This window comes from Arthrobacter sp. C152, assembly GCF_054890965.1.
This window is the reverse complement of sequence record NZ_JBTZSU010000022.1, coordinates 48,979-66,916: the sequence shown is the minus strand read 5'-3', so window position 1 is coordinate 66,916 and position 17,938 is coordinate 48,979. Positions and strand designations below refer to the sequence as shown.

Sequence of the window (17,938 nt, the reverse complement as noted above, 5' to 3'; positions counted from 1 at the left end):
GGCCGGCTTCCTGCAGGGAAAGGACGGTGTGGGAACCGATGTAGCCGGTGCCCCCGGTAACCAGGATCTTCATGTGATTCCTTCATCTACGCCAAGGCTGCCCCGCCGCCCGTGCCGGAAAAGGCAGGGGGCAGCCGGGGCAGCCTGGCATTCGTGGACTCTTAGAGCGCCGTGACCTTCAGCAGCAGCGCGTGTTCGGGGTTGAGGATGGGCATGGGAAGCCCCACCCCGGCCAGGAAGTTCCCGCTGGCCTCCGCGCCGCCGGCGAGCCACGCCGGCGGCTGGACCTGGGTGTAGGTGTGCGCGAAATCGGCGTCGTCCGTGGTGGGGAAGACCGCCTCTACCCGGTAGGAGCGGTCCGGGTCGAGCCCCGGGAAGCCGATCCGGCCGGGGGCCTCGGCTGCCGAGGTGCGCGTGCTGACCAGGGCGAACAGTGCCGCCGTCGTGCCTGTCCCGGAGGCGGTGCCGTGCGCGGCCACCACGCCGTGCATCAGCAGCGACTCGTCCGCGACGTCGGCGTTGACCCGGCGGCCGCTGTGGATCAGGTCCCGGTGTTCCTTATAGAGGCCCACCAGGCGCCGCAGTTCCGCCCGGTCCTTGCCCTGAACGCTGCGGATGTCCCATTCCATGCCGAAGTGCCCGAACAGCGCGGTGATGGCGCGGAAGGACAGGTCGTGGGTGCGTGCGGTGGTGTGCGAGGTGGTGGGGCCGATATGGCTGCCCACCAGTTCCGGCGGCACCACGGCGCCGGTCCAGCGCTGGATGGTCTGCCGTTCCAGGGCGTCGTTGCAGTCGGAGGCCCAGATGCGGTCGGTCCGCTCCAGGATGCCGAGGTCCACGCGGCCGCCGCCGGAGGAGCAGCTTTCGATTTCGACGTGCGGGTGGGCCTTCTTGAGTTCGTCGAACAGCCGGTAGGCGGCCAGGGTCTGCGCATGGACGGAGGCGCGGCCGCCGTGCCCGTGCTCCACGAGGTCCCGGTTCTGGTCCCATTTGAGGTAGCTGATGTCGTTTTCGGCAAGGAGCGTGGAAATGCGGTCGAAAATGTACTGCCAGGCCGCGGGGTTCACGAGGTCTATCACGTGCTGGTTGCGCCACTCGAGGGGCAGCCGGCCGCCGTCCTTGTGCGCCGCTGCCGAAGGGCCGACGATCCAGTCCGGGTGCGCGCGGGCGACGTCCGAATCCAGATTGACCATTTCCGGCTCCACCCACAGCCCGAACTCCATCCCGCGGGATTTCACGGCGTCGATCAGCGGGGTCAGCCCGTCGGGCCACAGGGTCTCGTCCACGTACCAGTCACCCAGGCCCGCATGGTCGTCGCGGCGGCCGCGGAACCAGCCGTCGTCAAGCACGAACCGTTCCACGCCCAGGTCCGCGGCAGAATCGGCGAGCTCAATCAACGTGTCCAGGTTGTGGTCGAAGTACACGGCCTCCCAGGTGTTCAGCACCACCGGGCGGGGCTTTCCGGCCGGCAGGCCGGTGGAGGCGGCGGGCAGGACGTGGTGCGGGCGGGACCGGAACCAGCTGTAGAAGGCCTCGGTGATGCCGTCCAGGCCACGGTCCGAGTAGGCGGCGAACAGGGCGGGGGCGGTGTAGCCCGCGCCCGGCTCCAGGACGACCTCCGCCGGGCCCAGCAGCTCCGAGCCGCCGATGATGGTCCGGCCGTCGCCGATGGTGTCCGCGAACTGCTCGTGGTTGCCGCTCCATGCCAGGTGGGTGGCCCAGACCTTGCCGTGGCGGTTGCCGAAGCCCTGGGTTCCGGCGGCGAACAGCAGGGAGGAGTCGTGCCCGGTGCGGCCGTGCCGGCCGGTGCGGACCCAGGTGCCCTGCTGGATGCGGCGCCGCTGCGGGTGGCGTTCACGGCACCAGCGCCCGGTCAGGTCCAGGAGTTCGACGGCGTCCGGCGCCACCGGAAGGACGGTGGCCAGCTCATCGACCTGGAAGGGGGCGGTGCCGTCATTGGTGATGGTGTGGCGCAGTTCCAGCAGGCCGCCGTCGTGAAGTGCCAGGGAGGTCGAGACGCTGATCCCGGCGTCGGCGTCGGTCTGGACGATGGTGGCGGTGTTGCCGGCGGCGTCGGCTGACACGGCACGGAGGCGGGCCGAGAAATCGAAGCCGGCGCCGTCACCGGTGATCCGGTGCCCGCGGAGCGCCGGGCGGCCGCGCCATGAGGAGGAAGCCTGGGGGAGGAGGCCTGAGGGGACCCGCGCATCGACGGAGGAGTGGCCGATGGGTCCGCCGAGGATGGCCAGGTCCGGGAGCCCGTTCCCCAGGTCGGCGCCCCAGTGGATGACCTCAGCCTCCCCGCTGTCGAAGCTGATCAGCAGGCTGGTGCCGGCGGAACGGAGATGCAGGGGATCCATAGGGAGGTCTCTTTCAGTGTTCAGGGCTGCGTCTTAAGTAACGCACAGGACGGAAATCACGGGAAGGGGTGGCCGGGTGCCGCCGCCGCGAGGAGGGGGCGGCGGCACCTGGCCGGGCGGCTGCGACCACATACGCAGCCACGCGAGGGGTTACTTGAACAGGGCGTTGACCTGGTCGTTGGCCTGGGTCAGGGAGCTGGCAGGGGCCTTGCCGGACACCACGGCGTCCATGGCGGGCTTCATGATGCCGTCAACCTTGGCGGCGTTGTCCGCAATCGGGAACAGGAACGTGGTGTTGTCCTTGACCTGCTGGCTGAAGGGGGTCACATCCACGCCCTTGGCCTTGAAGGCTTCCACGGCCTTGTCAGCGGAAGACTTGATGGCGGGGAACACGACGGCCTTGGAAGCGACCACGTCCTGGCAGGCGGCGGAGCCGAGGTATTCGACCCACTTGATGGCAGCATCCTTCTTCTTGGTGCCGGCGTAGATGGAGTCCGCCAGGCCGTTGTACATGCTGGCGCGCTTGCCGTTGGGACCCGTGGGGGTGGGGGCGATGCCCACCTTGACGTCCTTGTACCCGGTGTACTGGCCGATCATCCACGAACCGTTGGCGTTGATGACGGACTTGCCGGCGGCGAAGGTGTCCGCCATGCTGGCGCCCACCGTGGTCTCGAGCTTGGGCATGTAGCCCTTCTCCACCAGGCCGGCGAACCAGTCGATGCTCTGCTGGAACTTGGGGTCGTCGTAGTTGAAGTGCTTGCCCCAGGGGTTCTTGTCGGTGTGCGTCCAGCCGGTGGTGCCGGTGAGGTAGCTCCACTCGGTCTGGCCCTGGCCGGAGCCCGAGCCGGTGAGGCCGAGCCCGTAGACCGCCACGTTGTTCTTATCGAAGCCGGGTTCGTCGCCGCGCTTGCCGTTCTTGTCCACGGTCAGGTGGGCGATGGTCTTTTCGTAGCTGCCGCCGTCCTGCGGGTTCCAGGTGAGGCTGGCCATTTGCTCGGGGGTGACGCCCGCGTCGGCGGCGAGCTTGGTGTTGTAGAACAGGGCGACGGTGTCCCAGTCCTTGGGGAGGCCGTAGCGCTTGCCGTCCTCGCCCACCCAGAGGTCCGCGAGCCCGGAGTTGTAGATTCCGGTGTCCACGTTGTCCTTCTTGACGGCGTCATCGAGGGCGAGGAGCTGCTTGTTCTTGATGAATTCGGGGTACTTGCCCAGGTGGTCGGTGAACACGTCCGGGGCGGTGCCCGCCACGAAGCCGTTGGTGAGGGTGCCCCAGTAGTCGTCCCAGCCGCGCTGGGTGACCTTGACGGTGATGTCCGGGTTGGCCGTGTGGAAGTCGTCGGCGCACTGCTTGTACGCGGGGAGCTGGTTGGCGTCCCAAAGCCAGTAGTTGATTTCGCCCTTCGCGGAGTCCGCCGAGCCGCCGTTGCCGCAGGCGGAGAGGGCCAGGACTGCCGCGGCGGCTGCTGCCAGGGAGCCGAGCGCTTTCTTGTTCATTTTCATTACGGGTCCTTTCAAGGTGCTTCCGGGCAGGCCACCATGGCCCGAGCGGAGCTGACGGGGTGGAACGGAAGGAGGGGATTGCGTGGAGGGGAACTACTTGATGCCGGAGAAGCCGATGGAGTTGACGATTTTCTTGCCGAAGGCTGCGAACAGGATCAGGACGGGCAGGGCGGAAACCAGGGTGGCGGCCATCAGCCCGGACCAGTCGGGTGCGCCCTGCGGTGACTGGGACTTGAAGACGCCCAGGCCCACAGTGAGGACGCGCACCGATTCTTCCTGGCCCACCAGCAGCGGCCAGAAGTAATCGTTCCACTGGCCGATGAAGGTCAGCAGGGCAAGCGTGGCGATGGGGGCTGCGGCGTTGGGCAGGATGATCTGGAAGAAGATCCGAAGGTGCTTGGCGCCGTCGAGCATGGCCGCTTCCTCAACCTCGCGGGACATGTTCAGGAAGAACTGCCGGAGGAAGAAGATGGCGAACGGGGTCATGAAGATGTAGGGGAGTACCAGGCCCACCATGGTGTTGAGCAGGCCGAGGTTCTTGATCAGGAGGAAGTTCGGCAGCGCCGTGAAGATAGGCGGCACCATCATGGTGGCCAGGAACAGGCTGAACACCAGGTTCCGTCCCCGCCAGCGGAGCCGGGCGAAGGCGTAGGCGGCCATGGCGCTGAAGAATACGGCGCCGGTGGTGGTGATGGACGCGAACAGCACGGAGTTGCGGAGGTAGACCCAGAAGTCGATCTGGGCGCCGGATCCGCCCTCGGCGACGGCTTCCTCGGGTGTCTGCAGGCCGAAGACCCGCTTGAACGCGCCCAGGTTGAAGTCTGCGGGAAGCAGGTTGGTGGCGTTGCCGGCCAGCGACCCGTTGGTGGACAGGGCCGTCCGCAGGACCCAGTAGAACGGGAGGACGGAGACTGCGACGGCAAGGGCCACGAGCAGCCAGGCGGCGGCGCGGCGCCAGCTGAACGGACGACGGCGGCGGGCGGGCTTGGCGGAGACGGAAGCGTGAGCGGTGGTCATGGGAGTGTCCTTAGTCCAGGTCCGATTCGTTGCCCTTGAGGAACTTCATCTGGATGAAGGCCACCAGGGCGAGGATGACGAAGAGGATGACTGCCAGGGCGGAGCCGTATCCGAAGTCCGACTCCGTGAAGGCTTTTTGGTAGATGTAGAACTGCAGGACCCGGCTGGCGTTGACGGGGCCGCCCAGGGTGGTGACGGCGACAGTGTCGAAGACCTGGAAGGAACCGATGACGGTGACGATCAGGACCAGTACCAGCACCGGCCGCAGCAGCGGCATGGTGATCCGCCAGAACGTCTGCAGCGGCGAGGCGCCGTCCAGGTTGGCGACTTCGTACACGTGCTGGGGGATGGCCTGCAGGCCGGCGAAGATCAGCAGGGCGGTGTAGCCCATGTGGCGCCAGGTATTGATCAGGGCCTGGGTGGGAATGGCCCACTCCGGGCTGCCGAAGAACGCGACCTTGGGCAGGCCCACGGCGTCGATGAAGTAGTTGACGATCCCGATCTGGTAATCGAGCAGCCAGAACCAGAGGAGCGCGGCGATGACGTTGGCCATCAGGTAGGGCAGGAGCAGGGTCCCGCGGATCAGGGTGGACTTTGCCACCCGGTGCATCAGCAGGGCAAGGCCCAGGGCCAGTGCGGTCTGCAGGGCGATGTTGATCAGCACGTACTGCGAGGTGACCGCCAGTGCGTTCCAGAACAGCGGGTCCTTGGCGATGGCCTCGTAGTTGGCCGTCCCGATCCATTCGGGATCACCAAGGATGCTGTATTCGGTAAAGCTGAGGTAGATGCCGCGAAGCGTCGGCACCAGGTAGAAAACGATGAATCCGATCATGGCCGGGGCGATGAAGAGCAGGGCGATCTTCAGGTCGCTTTGTCCCCGTCGCTTCAGCGGCCGGCGCACCATGCGCGGTGCCGGGCTGGCAGTCCTGGTAAGGGTGGTCATCATCGACCCTTTCGGCGAGTGTGATGGAAGTAACAGGCTGGGAAATAATCTACACGAGTAGATGCCAGCCCTGCAAGAGGTTAATTTTTCTTGACTGGCAGGGTTATTTGTCCATCCGCTGGATGTTGACTCGAGTAGAAACGGGTGCGAGACTCAGATATTCCCTGACGAAAGGCATGACAATGACGTTCTCCATCGGCATCGTGGGCGCCGGCCAGTTTGGTTCCCAGTTCGCGCATCTGTTCAACCTCCACCCGGGCGTAAGCGCCGTCCATGTCGTGGACGAGCGCCCCGAGCGGGCGGCCGAGGCGGTGGACCGGTACCACCTCGCAGGCCAGGTAGCGGACTTCGAGGCCCTGCTTGCCTCCGACGTCGACGCTGTTGCCATCTTCACCCAGCGCTGGACCCACGGGCCCCTGGTGGAACGGGCGCTGCGCGCGGGCAAGCACGTCTACTCAGCCGTGCCCATGGCAGTTTCGGAGGAGGAAATCGAGCGCATCATCACCGCGGTCCGTGAGACCGGGAATGTCTACATGATGGGGGAGACCAGCTATTACAACCCCGCCACCGTCTACGCTCGCGAACAGCAGGCGGCCGGCAAGTTCGGCCGGATCTTCTACTCCGAGGGTGACTACGTCCACGACATGGACCTGGGTTTCTACGATGCCTACCAGTACAGCGGTGGCGAGCGGTGGAAGGAGACTGCCAGCTACCCGCCCATGCTCTATCCCACGCACGCAATCGGTGGCGTGCTCGGTGCCATCCCGGCCCACGCGGTCAGCGTCAGCTGCGTCGGTGTCCGGGACCAGCGCAACGACGGCGTGTTCGACAAGGACATCAGCATTTTCGGCAACGACTTTTCCAATGCCACGGCGCTCTTCGAACTCAACGACGGCGGCGTCATGCGCACCAACGAGATGCGCCGCGTGGGCTACCCCTCCCATATCCGCGAATCCCGGTTCCGGTTCTTCGGCACCGAGGCGAGCTTCGAACAGCTCGCCAAGGTCACCGTGTGGCAGGACAAGCAGGACGTCCACGACATCTCCGAGCAGATGGAAACCCGGCCCAGCATCCCGCTGGACGACCCATCCCTGGCCCACGTCGCACCGGAACTCCGGGACGCCTTCGTGTCCGGGCTTTCCCCGGTGCACGACGCCGACCGGCTGCCGGAGGAGTTCCGCGGTGCGCCCAACGGGCACGAGGGCAGCCACCATTTCCTGGTGGACGACTTCGTCACCGCCGTGAACAACCGGTCCCTGCCCCCGGTCAATGCCTGGGTTGCGGCACGCTTCACCCTCCCCGGAATCGTGGCCCATGAATCGGCCCGGCAGAACGGGGCGCGGCTGCCCATCCGCGACTTTGGCGACGCCCCGGCCAGCTCCTAGCTAGCATGTACTCCATGACCACTTCGCCGGTACAGGCCTCCCGCGGCGGCCCCGTGACGCGGAAGGACGTGGCGCGCTACGCCGGCGTCAGCACCGCCGTCGTCAGCTATGTGGTGAACGGCGGGCCGAAAAAGGTTGCGCCGGCCACCGAGGCGAAGGTGCAGGAGGCCATCCGCCGGCTGGGGTACCGTCCCAACGCCGCCGCCCGCGCGTTGAAACTGGGCTCAAGCGAAACGCTGGGGCTCATCATCCCGGACAACACCAACCCCTTCTTTTCGCTGTTTGCGCACGCAGTGGAGGATGCCGCTGAGGACCTGGGCTACGCCCTGGTCCTCAGCAACTCCGACGGCAACCTGGCGACGGAGCGCCGCAACATCAAGAACCTTGCCGCCCGGCAGGTGGACGGGGTCCTGCTGGCCAGCGTGCTCTTCGAGCCGGACCTGGAGGCCCTGGAAACGGCGGACATCCCATCGGTCCTGCTCAACCAGGACCGTGACGCGCCCGGCTTCAACAGCATCGGCGTCGACCTCTCCGCGGGAGCAAAAATGGCGGTGGAGCACCTGATCGGCCACGGGCACACCAACATCGGCCTGGCGATGGGTACCAACGTCTCCGGCACCACCGACGGCCGCGAGGTGGGCTGGCGGGAGGCCTTGCGGGAGGCCGGGCTGCCGGACGGGCCCATCATCTACAGCGAATTCACCAGGCCCGGCGGCTACGCTGCCGGGCAGCGGCTGCTGGCCTCCGTCAACCGGCCCACTGCCATCTTCGCCAGCTCCGACATGCAGGGAATCGGGCTGCTGCGCGCTTTCCATGAAGCCGGCGTGGCCATCCCCGGCGAGATCGCCGTGGCATCCTTTGACGGGTCCGTCGAAGCGGAGTACTCGTGGCCGCCCCTCACCACGGTGGAGCAGCCGGTCGCGGCGATGGCCGAAGCTGCGGTGGCCGCCCTGGTGGGCGCCGGCCGGGGGGAAAAGCCCCGGCACCGGATCTTCCCCACCACCTTGCACATCCGGCAGTCCTGCGGCTGCCCGTAGCGCCTGCGGCTTCCGTAGGGGAGGGGCTCAGGCGGGTTTGGCGATCCGCAGCCGGCTGACGCTTTCCTCGAGGGTCCGCCGCGCGTCGGCGCTGAGGCCGGCATCGCAGATCACCTCGTCGGCTTCCTCAAGCGCGGCGATGGTACTCATGCCCTGCGTCCCCCACTTGGTGTGGTCGGCCACCACCACCAGCTTGCGCGACGCCGTCACGAAGGCCCGGTCCGTCTCGGCCTCGAGCAGGTTGGGGGTGGTGAAGCCCGCGTCCGGGTCCATGCCGTGAACCCCCAGGAACAGCAGGTCCAGGTGCAGCTGCTTCAGCGCCGCCGTCGCAATCGGTCCCACCAGGGCGTCCGACGGCGTGCGCTCGCCGCCGATCAGGATGACGGTGGAACCGTACGGCGCCCGGGACGGGGCCGCCGGATGGAAGAGGTCGGCGATGCGTACGGAGTTGGTCACCACCGTGATCCGCGGGCCCTTCACCAGTTCCTGGGCCAGCGCCCACGTGGTGGTTCCCGCGCTGAGCCCCACCGCCATCCCCTCGTGGACCATCCCCGCGGCTTCGACCGCGATGGCACGTTTTTCCGCCGTCAGCTGCGTGGACTTGAGCTCGAAGCCGGGCTCATGGGTGGTGGCACCGCCGGGAAGCTTGGCGCCGCCGTGGATCCGCTCCAGCTGGCCGCCTTCCTCCAGCAGCTCGATGTCCCGCCGGACCGTCATCAGGGAGACGCCGAGCTGCTGGGCAAGGTCTGACACGCGGACTACCCGTTCCCGCTGGACTGTGTCCACGATGGCCTGGTGTCGTGCGGCGGGGAGCATGGTGTTCCTTTCGGGCGTGCGGCTGCCGGGGAGGCGGTGTCCCCGTCACATTCCATCTTTACCTACCCCTTGCTGGAACCCAGAGTCAGCCCCGCCACAAACTGGCGCTGCAGGAGCAGGTAGATGACCAGTGTGGGGATCACGGTGATGACCGCGCCGGCGGCCAGGAGGTTGTAGTTGCTCAGGAACTGTCCCTGCAGGTTGTTGATGGCTGTGGTGATGGGGAGCCGGTTGCCGCTCTGGATGAAGAGGAGCGGCCAGAAGTAGTCGTTGTAGATGAAGATGACCTCGAGCGTGCCCAGCGCGGCGAACGCGGGACGGCACAGCGGCATGATGATTTCGCGGTACTGCCGCCAGATTCCGGCGCCGTCCACGAGCGCCGCTTCGGTCAGGTCTGCGGAGAGCGCCTTCATGTAGTTGGAGAGGACGAAGGTGCAGAACCCCATCTGGAACGCGATGTGGATGGCAATCACCGCGATATACGTGTTCAGCAGGTTGCCGGAGTCGCTGAACGAATACGGCACTTCCAGGTGCTTGGCCATCTCAAAGAGGGGTGCAGCCAGGACCTGCGGGGGCAGCAGGTTGCCGGCCGTGAACATGATCAGCAGCGTGATGTTGAACTTCCAGTTCACCCGGCTGACGGCGAATGCCATCAGGGACGCGAAGAACAGCGTCAGCAGGACGGCGGGAACTGTGATGATGACCGAGTTCCAGAAATAGGTGGCGAACCCACCCTGGGTCCAGGCTTGGACGAAGTTGTCGAAGTTGAACTGGCCGGCCACGCTGAAGTAGCCGTGCTCATTGGTGGAGGCCACAGGCCTGAGCGCTGTGAAGAGGGCCCAGCCCAGCGGGATTAGCCACATGACGGCCATGGCCACAAGGAAGATGTGTGTCCCGTAATGGCGCTTGGGCTGGCTGCCGGAGCGGGACAGGTTGGCGGTGTCAGGCCTTGCGGTGCGGGCGGCGGCGATGCTCATGCTTGGTTCTCCTTGCCGAAGGTACGGCTGAGGTAGAAGACGATGGGGACGAGCGAGATGACCAGCAGGACCACCGCGAGGGCGGATCCGACGCCGATCACCTGGCCTTCGCCCACCAGGTTCTGGATTACCAGGGCGCTGAGCATTTCCAGGCCGTTGGTGCCGCGGTTGATGACGTAGACCACGTCGAAGGCGCGGAGGGACTCGATGATGGTGATCACCACGATGACGATGTTGATGGGGCGCATGGCCGGGAAGACGACCCGGAAGAACGTTTGCACGGCGTTGGCCCCGTCGATGGCTGCGGCCTCCTTCAGGCTTGGGTCAACGCCCTTCAGCCCGGCCAGGTACAGCAGCATGACGTAGCCGGCGTGCCGCCAGGTGGCTGCGATCAGGGCCGCCCAGATGTTGACGGACGAGTCACCGAACCAGTCCACGGCCTGCGGCGTGCCGGCGGTGCCCAGGAGGAAGTTCAGCAGCCCGTTGTCGCGTTGGTAGAAGAGCTGCCAGATGATGCCGATGAGGGCCAGCGACAGCATGACGGGGGCGAAGAAGATGCTTTGGTAGATCTTGCTGCCGCGGATGTTCTGGTCCAGGAGAACCGCCAGCAGCAGCCCTAGTGGCGTAGCGATCAGGGCAAGGAACAAGAGCCAGAGCATGTTGTGCTGGAGCGCCGGCCAGAACGGCGGATAGTCCTGGGCGATGAACTGGTAGTTTTCGGTCCCTGCGGAGCGGATGTCCGTCAGGTCGAGGCCGTTCCACCGGGTGAAGCTGAGTCCAATCGACATCAGCGTGGGCAGCCAGACGAGGGCCAGTTCGATCAGGGTAGGGATGCCGACCATCAGGATGAGGACTACCTTGTCCCGTCCGGATAGGCGCCGGACCCGGCCGCCTTTGACAGGACGGGTTCTGGCGGGTTCCCGCGCTTCCGGCGGGATCAGTTCTTGTGCGGTGCTGCTCATGGAAATCTTTCCCTTGCTGGGGCCTGTTTTGCTGCTGTGGTGCATGCAGGTGGGCGGGACGACGGCGGCAGTGCAGTGCCGCCGTCGTCCTTCCTTTGGTGGACTACTGCGCTGTGTTCGATTACTGCGCGGCGTAGAGGCTCTTGGCCTGCGCCTCGAGGTTCTTGACGTCCACGGACCCGTCCTTGATGAAGCTCTGCAGGGCGGGGATCATCACGTTGTTGGCCATGGCCGGCAGTGCGTCGCGGTCAAAGAACTGGCTGATGTACTTTGCACCTTTGATGGTGTCCGCGCACTTCTTGTTCAGCGGAGTGAACTTCGAGGTGTCCGCGCCGTTGGCCGTGGCGATGTTCGAGCTGTCCACCTTCGAGTAGGCGTCCTGGGCCTCGGGCGTGCCGAGGAAGGCCAGGAAGTCCCGGGCTGCCTTGTTGTCGCCGCCCTTCTTGGACAGCAGCAGGCCGTCAATCGGAGCCTCCACGGCATCCCGGCCTTCCATCGCGATCTCCGGGAAGGCGAAGAAGTCGATGTCGGCCAGTACCGCGGGGTCGGTGAACTGCTGCGTGACGAAGGAACCGAGGAGGTACATGCCGGTCTTCTTCGCCTCAAGCGCCTTGGCGGCGTCCTGCCACGTCTGGCCGAGGGCTGCGGGGTCCTGGAACGGAAGGAGGGCCTTCCAGGTGTCAAAGACGGCACTGACTTTCTGCTGGTCCCAGGATTCCTTGTGGGCGCACAAATCCACGTGGAACTGGTAGCCGTTGAGCCGCATGTTGAGGTAGTCGAACGTGCCCATGGCCGGCCACCCGTCCTTGTCGGCGAAGCCGATGGGGATGATGCCGTCCGCCTTCATCTTCGCTGCCAGCGTCTTCAGTGCATCGAAGGTTTCCGGGACCTGGTAGCCCTTCTCGGCCCACAGGCTCTTCCGGTAGAAGAAGCCCCAGGGGTAGTTGTAGTTGGGAACGAAATACATCTTGCCGTCGGGGCCGGTGGAGGCCTTCTTCAGCGCATCGGAGTAGTTGCCGCCGATGTTCTGCCAGACATCGTCGATGGGAGCGAGCAGCCCCTTGCCCGCGTAGTACTGCATCCGGTAGCCGGCAAACCAGGTGAACGCGTCGTCCGGCGAGCCCTGCAGGTAGGAATTGATCTTGTTCTGGAAGTCGTTGTGGGGCACAACGTTGGTGGTGACGGTTTTGCCGGTCTTGGCCGTGAATGCGTCCGTGACGGCCTGGTAGGCCCGCTTGGGGACGTCGTCCGAGGCCCCGGAACCGAACGTCAGGCCGGAGGACTCCGAACCGGTGGCCGAAGGGCCGCTGCCGCCCGTGCAGGCTGCCAGGAACGGGATGCCGGCCAGACCGGCTGCCCCTACGCCGACCGTCTTGAGGATGGTCCGCCTGCTTGGAAACGCGGTGGCCGACGCATCGAACTTTGAAGCCATGTTCTCTCCCTTGAAAAATAGCCGTGTGAGGCACCTCACATGGAATGACTATAACCTCGCAAAAGCGAACATGGAAGAACGGGAAATAACATGTTGCACATCGTGATCTTTGAATCGTCACAAACGCCGAATGGCCCCGCTTCCCCGCGATGACGGGGGAAGCGGGGCCATCCAGTGGACCGCGGGCGATGCTAAGCCAGTGTTACTTTCTGAGCGACTGGGCGATCTGCTGCATGATCGTGGGGTCGGAGAGGGTGGTGGCGTCGCCGGGGTCGCGGCCTTCGGCGACGTCCTTGAGGAGGCGGCGCATGATCTTCCCGGAGCGGGTCTTGGGCAGCTCCGGCACCACGAGGATGTTCTTCGGTTTCGCGATGGGGCCGATTTCCTTGCCCACGTGGTTGCGCAGTTCCTGCACCGTGGCATCACCGTTGTTCGCGGCGTCGCCCCGGAGGATGACGAACGCGACCACGGCCTGGCCGGTGGTCTCATCCGAGGCACCCACTACGGCGGCTTCCGCCACTGCGGGGTGGGACACCAGGGCGGATTCGATCTCCGTGGTGGAGAGCCGGTGCCCGGAGACGTTCATGACGTCATCCACCCGGCCGAGGAGCCAGATGTCGCCGTCCTCGTCCTTCTTGGCGCCGTCGCCGGCGAAGTACATGTTCTCGAACCGGGACCAGTAGGTGTCCTTGAACCGCTCGGGGTCGCCCCAGATGCCGCGGAGCATGGAGGGCCAGGGTTCGCGGATCACCAGGAACCCGCCGTGCCCGTTGGGGACGGAGGCGCCGTTTTCGTCCACGACGTCCACGGCGATGCCGGGCAGCGGGACCTGGGCGGAGCCGGGTTTGGTGGCGGTGACCCCGGGCAGTGGGGCGATCATCTGGGCGCCGGTTTCGGTCTGCCACCAGGTGTCCACGATGGGGGCCTTGTCGCCGCCGATGACCTTGCGGTACCACATCCAGGCCTCGGGGTTGATCGGCTCACCCACCGAGCCCAGGACCCGGAGGGAGGAGAGGTCGTATTTGGCCGGGATGTCCGCACCCCATTTCATGAAGGTGCGGATCGCGGTGGGGGCGGTGTAGAGGATGGAGACCTTGTACTTTTCCACGATCTCCCACCAGCGGCCCTGGTGCGGGGAGTCGGGGGTGCCTTCGTACATGACCTGGGTGGCGCCGTTGATGAGCGGGGCGTAGGCGACGTAGGAGTGGCCGGTGACCCAGCCGACGTCGGCCGTGCACCAGTACACGTCCGTTTCCGGGTGCAGGTCGAACACTGCCTTGTGGGTGTAGGCGGCCTGGGTGAGGTACCCGCCGGTGGTGTGCAGGATGCCCTTGGGCTTCCCGGTGGTCCCGGAGGTGTACAGGATGTACAGCGGGTGTTCGGAGTCGTGGCCCACGGGGCTGTGGTCGGCGGAGGCCGCGTCCACTGTGTCGTCCCACCAGTGGTCCCGGCCCTCGGTCCAGTCCACGTCCTGGCCGTTGCGTTTGACCACCACCACGTTCTGCACGGTGTGCCCGTCGTGGGACAGGGCATCGTCCACAGCCGCCTTCAGCGGGCTGGGCTTGCCGCGCCGGTAAGTGCCGTCGGCGGTGACCACGAGCTTGGCCTCGGCGTCGTCAATGCGGGACCGCAATGCATCGGCGGAGAACCCGCCGAACACCACGGAATGGACCGCGCCGATCCGGGCACACGCCAGCAGCGTGATGACGGCCTCCGGGATCATCGGCAGGTACACCGCCACCCGGTCGCCCTTGGATACGCCCAGGGACTCGAAGGCGTTGGCCGCCTTCTTGACCTCTTCGGTCAGCTGCGCGTAAGTGTAGGTGCGGGTGTCGCCCGGTTCGCCCTCGAAGTAGATGGCCACCCGGTCCCCGAGGCCTGCCTCGACATGCCGGTCCAGGGCGTTGTACGCGGCGTTGAGCTCACCGCCCACGAACCACTTCGCGAATGGCGGGTTGGACCAGTCAAGGGCCTGGGTGAAGTCCTTGCTCCAGGTGAGCAGTTCGCGGGCCTTCTTCGCCCAGAAAGCCGGCCGGTCGGCGTCGGCCTCCCCGTATTCCGCAGCCGTGACAACGGCGTCTGCTGCGAATTCCGGGCTCGGCGGGAAGGCGCGGGTCTCGTGCAGGAGGTTTGCAAAGGCGTCGCCCTGGTGCCCGCCTTGCTGGCCCTCCTGCTGCGTGGAAGCGGCCGGAACGGTGGCGGTGGAGCTGGGGGTGTCCTGGGACATGTGAACCTCATCATTCATCGATCTTTGCCGCGCGGAATGCTGTTCCGCGCAGGGCCCGCCGCTCGCACGGCGTCGGGCTCCAGCCGGGACGGGCATGCCGCAAAGAGCTGTTCCGGAACCAAGCCTAATGCGTGCCGCCCGCGCACTGTGCCCCCCGTCACAGATGGGCCCGTGAGCGGCATTTTTTAAGCGGTGAGTGGTGTTTTTTACGGCTGCGGGCCGCGCCCGCGGGCCCGTGCCAGCTAGTGATCAGCCTGGCTGTTGACTAGGCTGAGATGGAATTGTGACTTCACTTCGTACCGCCCCGCCAGGCGGCAACGCTGCCTGGCGGGGCGGGGACGCATGTCAAGACGGCACAGTTTTCGGGCCCGGACCGGGCCCCGTGCCGCCACGCTAAGGAGAGCAGAATGAACCAGCAAAGCTTCGGCCAGCGAACCGGCCCCGACACGGAGTCCGGCCATCGCGGCGCCGGCGCTGCCACCGGGTCAAGCCGGCCGGCCGCACCTGCGGGCAAAGGGGGACCCTCCCGCTTTTCCAAGGATGCCAACCAGGCAGTGCTGGGCCCGTTCACGCTACGGGACCTGACGGTCTTCGCCGCCACCCTCATCCTGTTCGTCGCTTCCCTGCTGCCCATCTTCGGGGCACGCTACAACCTGTGGAACCTGAGCAACCTGTTCTTCCTTGGCCTGGGCATCGTCCTGCCGCTGATCGTGAGCGCCCTGTTCGCCGCCCGCAGGCTGGCACCCAGCACCAAGATCCGCATCGGGTCGCTGTCCATCGACCAGTTCGCATCGGTGGTGGCGTCCTTCGCGGTCGCTTTCTTCTTCCTGACCGTCGCGGTCGCCTACGTCCACGTGCTGCTCGTCGCATTGATCGGCGCGGTCATCCTCTTCGCCGCAACGGTGCTGGGCCGGTTCCTGCCATATCTGTCCGGCGACTTCCAGGGCCGGACCGAGGTGCCGGCGCACCTGGTGGCCCGGGACGCCGCCGTTCCGGTCCATGCGCCGCGGGCGCCCAGGGCGCCCAAGCCGGAGGCCGCTTCCCACCAGCCCCGGAGCGGCGGTAAGGGCATCTTCGGCGGCGCCGGCGCGGGTTCGTCCGCAGTCCAGCCCGGCGCCGGCACCCGTGAACCCGTCCGTTCCAGCCAGCCGCCGGCCACCGCCGCCGTTCCGACGACCCCGGCGGCAGGCGCCACCCTTGCCGGCGCCACGGGCGCAGCGGCACCGGCCGGAGCCACGCCGGCCGCGCCGGTCTCCACAGCTCCGGAAGCGGCGGACCGTACCCCCGATGTGGACGCGGGCCCGCCCACCCAGGCTGCCGACGTCGTACGACCCGCCCAGGCGCCTGCTGCGTCCACTCCCGCAACTCCATCCGGCGCTCCGGCACCGGAGGCGGCGGCATCGGAAGGATCCCTTGCCCCGCGCGCCACCTGGGAACCGCCGGCCGCCACCGCCGTGCACCAGCAGGTCCGTTCCGAAGAACCCATTGGCGCAACGGTCGACCCCGCCAGCCGGCACGACGAAACGGACGACCACCCCATCCACGAAGCCTTCTGGTTCGCCGTCGCACAGCACCGCACAGCCTACGATCCCCGCACCGGCGCGCCCGCGTTCGTGATCGAACCCGGCGGCTGGGTGCTTGCCCTTGAGGACCGGGGCCACGAGTTCCTGGTCCAGCACACCGATGGGCGGCTGGGCATCCTGCGGGACCTCAGCAACATCGAGCGCGGCTAACAGCCATGGCCGCGCTGCGGGCAGCCAGGCCCGGCGGGAAAGCTCCCGCCGGGCAGGCCGGCCAACACGGCCAGGCCGCCGGGATGCCGGTGGTCTCCTCCGAGTCGGTGCTGGCGCTGAAGCGGCGCGCCCGCCGCATCAACAGGGCCCTGGCTGAGAAGTACCCCTACGCGCACGCGGAGCTGGATTTCACCAACCCCTTCGAACTGCTGGTGGCCACGGTCCTGTCGGCCCAGACCACGGATGTCACGGTCAACCAGATCACGCCCGTGCTCTTTGCGCGCTATCCGGACGCCCGGGCCATGGCGGAGGCGGAGCCGACCGCCCTGGAGGAGATCATCAAGCCCACGGGCTTCTTCCGGGCCAAATCCCGGAACCTCATCGCCCTGGCAACCCGCCTGGTGGACGACTTCGACGGCGTGGTGCCCGGCCGGCTCGACGACCTTGTGACACTGCCCGGCGTGGGGCGCAAGACCGCCAACGTGGTCCTGGGGAACGCGTTCGGCGTCCCGGGCATCACCGTGGACACGCACTTCGGCCGGCTGGCCCGCCGGTTCGGCTGGACGCAGTCCGAAGACCCGGTGCAGATCGAGCACGACGTCGCCGAACTGTTCGAGCCCAGGGACTGGACCATGCTCTCGCACCGCGTGGTGTTCCACGGCCGGCGGGTCTGCCACTCCCGCAAGCCCGCCTGCGGTGCCTGCCCCGTCGCCAACTGGTGCCCGAGCTACGGGCTGGGCGAGACCGATGCCACCAAGGCCGCAAAGCTCCTGAAGTACGAACTTGCGCCCGGCAGCGAGGCCCTGCTGGAACAGCTCCTGGCGGAAACGCACCGTGCCGCCGAGATCAGGATGGCGTCGCAAAAGAGGACACCATGAGCGCACGGGAAGACCTCGCCAACCTGGTCCGCCGGGCTGAGGCGGGAACCTCGGGCCCGCCGGACCCGCGCTGGGCGGCCCTGACCGTGGACGCCGCACGGGCCCGCAGGGCGGCCGTCCTGATGCTCTTCGGGGTGCTCGACGACGTCCCGGCCGAGTCCGGAAAGCCCCTGGCGCCAGCAGCATTGGACGTCCTGCTCCTGGAGCGCGCCCACACGCTGGGGTCGCATCCGGGACAGGTAGCCTTTCCCGGCGGCCGGATCGACCGCGGTGAGACGGCAGTGCAGGCGGCCCTGCGGGAAGCCGAGGAAGAGACCGGCCTGAATGCGGCCGGGGTGGAGGTTCTGGGCACCCTGCAGGAGCTGGGACTGGCCCACAGCAACTTCCTGGTGACACCGGTCCTGGGCTGGTGGCACTCACCCTCCCCGGTCCGAGTGGTGGATTACGGCGAATCGGCGCAGGTCTTCCGGGTCCCCGTCCGGGACCTGCTGGATCCGGACAACCGGGTCATGGCCACCGTCCACCGCGCGGGCCGAAGCTTCGAAAGCCCCGCCTTCACGGTGAACGGCGTCCTGGTGTGGGGCTTCACCGGCATCGTCCTCAGCGGCCTGTTCGACCAGCTCGGCTGGTCGGTGCCCTGGGACCAGGGCCGGCTGCACCCGATCGGAGCCTAG

15 protein-coding genes are annotated in these 17,938 nt (G+C 66.9%); 5 read left to right on the top strand and 10 right to left on the bottom strand.

Annotation, left to right across the window (positions count from 1 at the left end; translation table 11 throughout):
* From ACYSM9_RS14935 to ACYSM9_RS14915, 5 genes are all read right to left on the bottom strand, one after another.
* The coding region (locus ACYSM9_RS14935) for an NAD-dependent epimerase/dehydratase family protein (protein ID WP_461857195.1) at positions 1–73 on the bottom strand (73 nt) is incomplete at its 3' end.
* Positions 74–161: 88 nt separating this feature from the next.
* Positions 162–2,360: an alpha-galactosidase gene (locus ACYSM9_RS14930; RefSeq protein WP_461857730.1), complete on the bottom strand. Its 2,199-nt coding sequence runs from the start codon at positions 2,358–2,360 to the stop codon at positions 162–164.
* Positions 2,361–2,510: 150 nt separating this feature from the next.
* The gene (locus ACYSM9_RS14925) at positions 2,511–3,851 is read right to left on the bottom strand and encodes an ABC transporter substrate-binding protein (protein ID WP_461857735.1); all 1,341 of its coding nucleotides are present in this window, start codon (positions 3,849–3,851) and stop codon (positions 2,511–2,513) included.
* Positions 3,852–3,950: 99 nt separating this feature from the next.
* Positions 3,951–4,874, bottom strand: coding sequence for a carbohydrate ABC transporter permease (locus ACYSM9_RS14920; protein ID WP_461857729.1), 924 nt, complete (start codon positions 4,872–4,874; stop codon positions 3,951–3,953).
* 10 nt (positions 4,875–4,884) lie between these two features.
* A complete protein-coding gene (locus ACYSM9_RS14915) occupies positions 4,885–5,817 on the bottom strand; it encodes a carbohydrate ABC transporter permease (protein ID WP_461857734.1) in 933 nt (310 codons plus the stop codon).
* Between the two features lie 182 nt (positions 5,818–5,999).
* Between ACYSM9_RS14915 and ACYSM9_RS14910 the strand changes: the two genes are divergently transcribed.
* The gene (locus ACYSM9_RS14910) at positions 6,000–7,202 is read left to right on the top strand and encodes a Gfo/Idh/MocA family protein (protein ID WP_461857728.1); all 1,203 of its coding nucleotides are present in this window, start codon (positions 6,000–6,002) and stop codon (positions 7,200–7,202) included.
* Positions 7,203–7,216: 14 nt separating this feature from the next.
* Positions 7,217–8,239 carry a LacI family DNA-binding transcriptional regulator gene (locus ACYSM9_RS14905; RefSeq protein WP_461857727.1) on the top strand — a complete coding sequence of 341 codons (1,023 nt, stop codon included), beginning with the start codon at positions 7,217–7,219 and terminating at the stop codon, positions 8,237–8,239.
* Between the two features lie 27 nt (positions 8,240–8,266).
* On the opposite strand, the gene ACYSM9_RS14900 is transcribed toward ACYSM9_RS14905, so the two are convergent.
* The 5 genes from ACYSM9_RS14900 to acs form a co-directional block, all read right to left on the bottom strand.
* The gene (locus tag ACYSM9_RS14900) at positions 8,267–9,055 is read right to left on the bottom strand and encodes a DeoR/GlpR family DNA-binding transcription regulator (RefSeq protein ID WP_461857726.1); all 789 of its coding nucleotides are present in this window, start codon (positions 9,053–9,055) and stop codon (positions 8,267–8,269) included.
* 62 nt (positions 9,056–9,117) lie between these two features.
* A complete protein-coding gene (locus ACYSM9_RS14895) occupies positions 9,118–10,032 on the bottom strand; it encodes a carbohydrate ABC transporter permease (protein ID WP_461857725.1) in 915 nt (304 codons plus the stop codon).
* Positions 10,029–10,994, bottom strand: a complete 966-nt coding sequence (locus tag ACYSM9_RS14890; RefSeq protein WP_461857724.1) for a carbohydrate ABC transporter permease — start codon at positions 10,992–10,994, stop codon at positions 10,029–10,031. Before ACYSM9_RS14890 ends, ACYSM9_RS14895 begins: the two co-directional genes overlap by 4 nt.
* 121 nt (positions 10,995–11,115) lie before the next feature.
* Positions 11,116–12,426 carry an ABC transporter substrate-binding protein gene (locus ACYSM9_RS14885; protein WP_461857723.1) on the bottom strand — a complete coding sequence of 437 codons (1,311 nt, stop codon included), beginning with the start codon at positions 12,424–12,426 and terminating at the stop codon, positions 11,116–11,118.
* Positions 12,427–12,628: 202 nt separating this feature from the next.
* The gene (gene acs / locus ACYSM9_RS14880; RefSeq protein WP_461857733.1) at positions 12,629–14,653 is read right to left on the bottom strand and encodes an acetate--CoA ligase; all 2,025 of its coding nucleotides are present in this window, start codon (positions 14,651–14,653) and stop codon (positions 12,629–12,631) included.
* A 407-nt stretch (positions 14,654–15,060) separates the two neighbouring features.
* Between acs and ACYSM9_RS14875 the strand changes: the two genes are divergently transcribed.
* From ACYSM9_RS14875 to ACYSM9_RS14865, 3 genes are all read left to right on the top strand, one after another.
* Positions 15,061–16,386, top strand: a complete 1,326-nt coding sequence (locus ACYSM9_RS14875) for an energy-coupling factor transporter transmembrane component T family protein (protein ID WP_461857722.1) — start codon at positions 15,061–15,063, stop codon at positions 16,384–16,386.
* 83 nt (positions 16,387–16,469) lie between these two features.
* The gene (nth, locus tag ACYSM9_RS14870) at positions 16,470–17,264 is read left to right on the top strand and encodes an endonuclease III (protein ID WP_461857732.1); all 795 of its coding nucleotides are present in this window, start codon (positions 16,470–16,472) and stop codon (positions 17,262–17,264) included.
* On the top strand, positions 17,261–17,938 hold the full coding sequence (locus ACYSM9_RS14865; RefSeq protein ID WP_461857721.1) for an NUDIX hydrolase: 678 nt from the start codon (positions 17,261–17,263) through the stop codon (positions 17,936–17,938). Before nth ends, ACYSM9_RS14865 begins: the two co-directional genes overlap by 4 nt.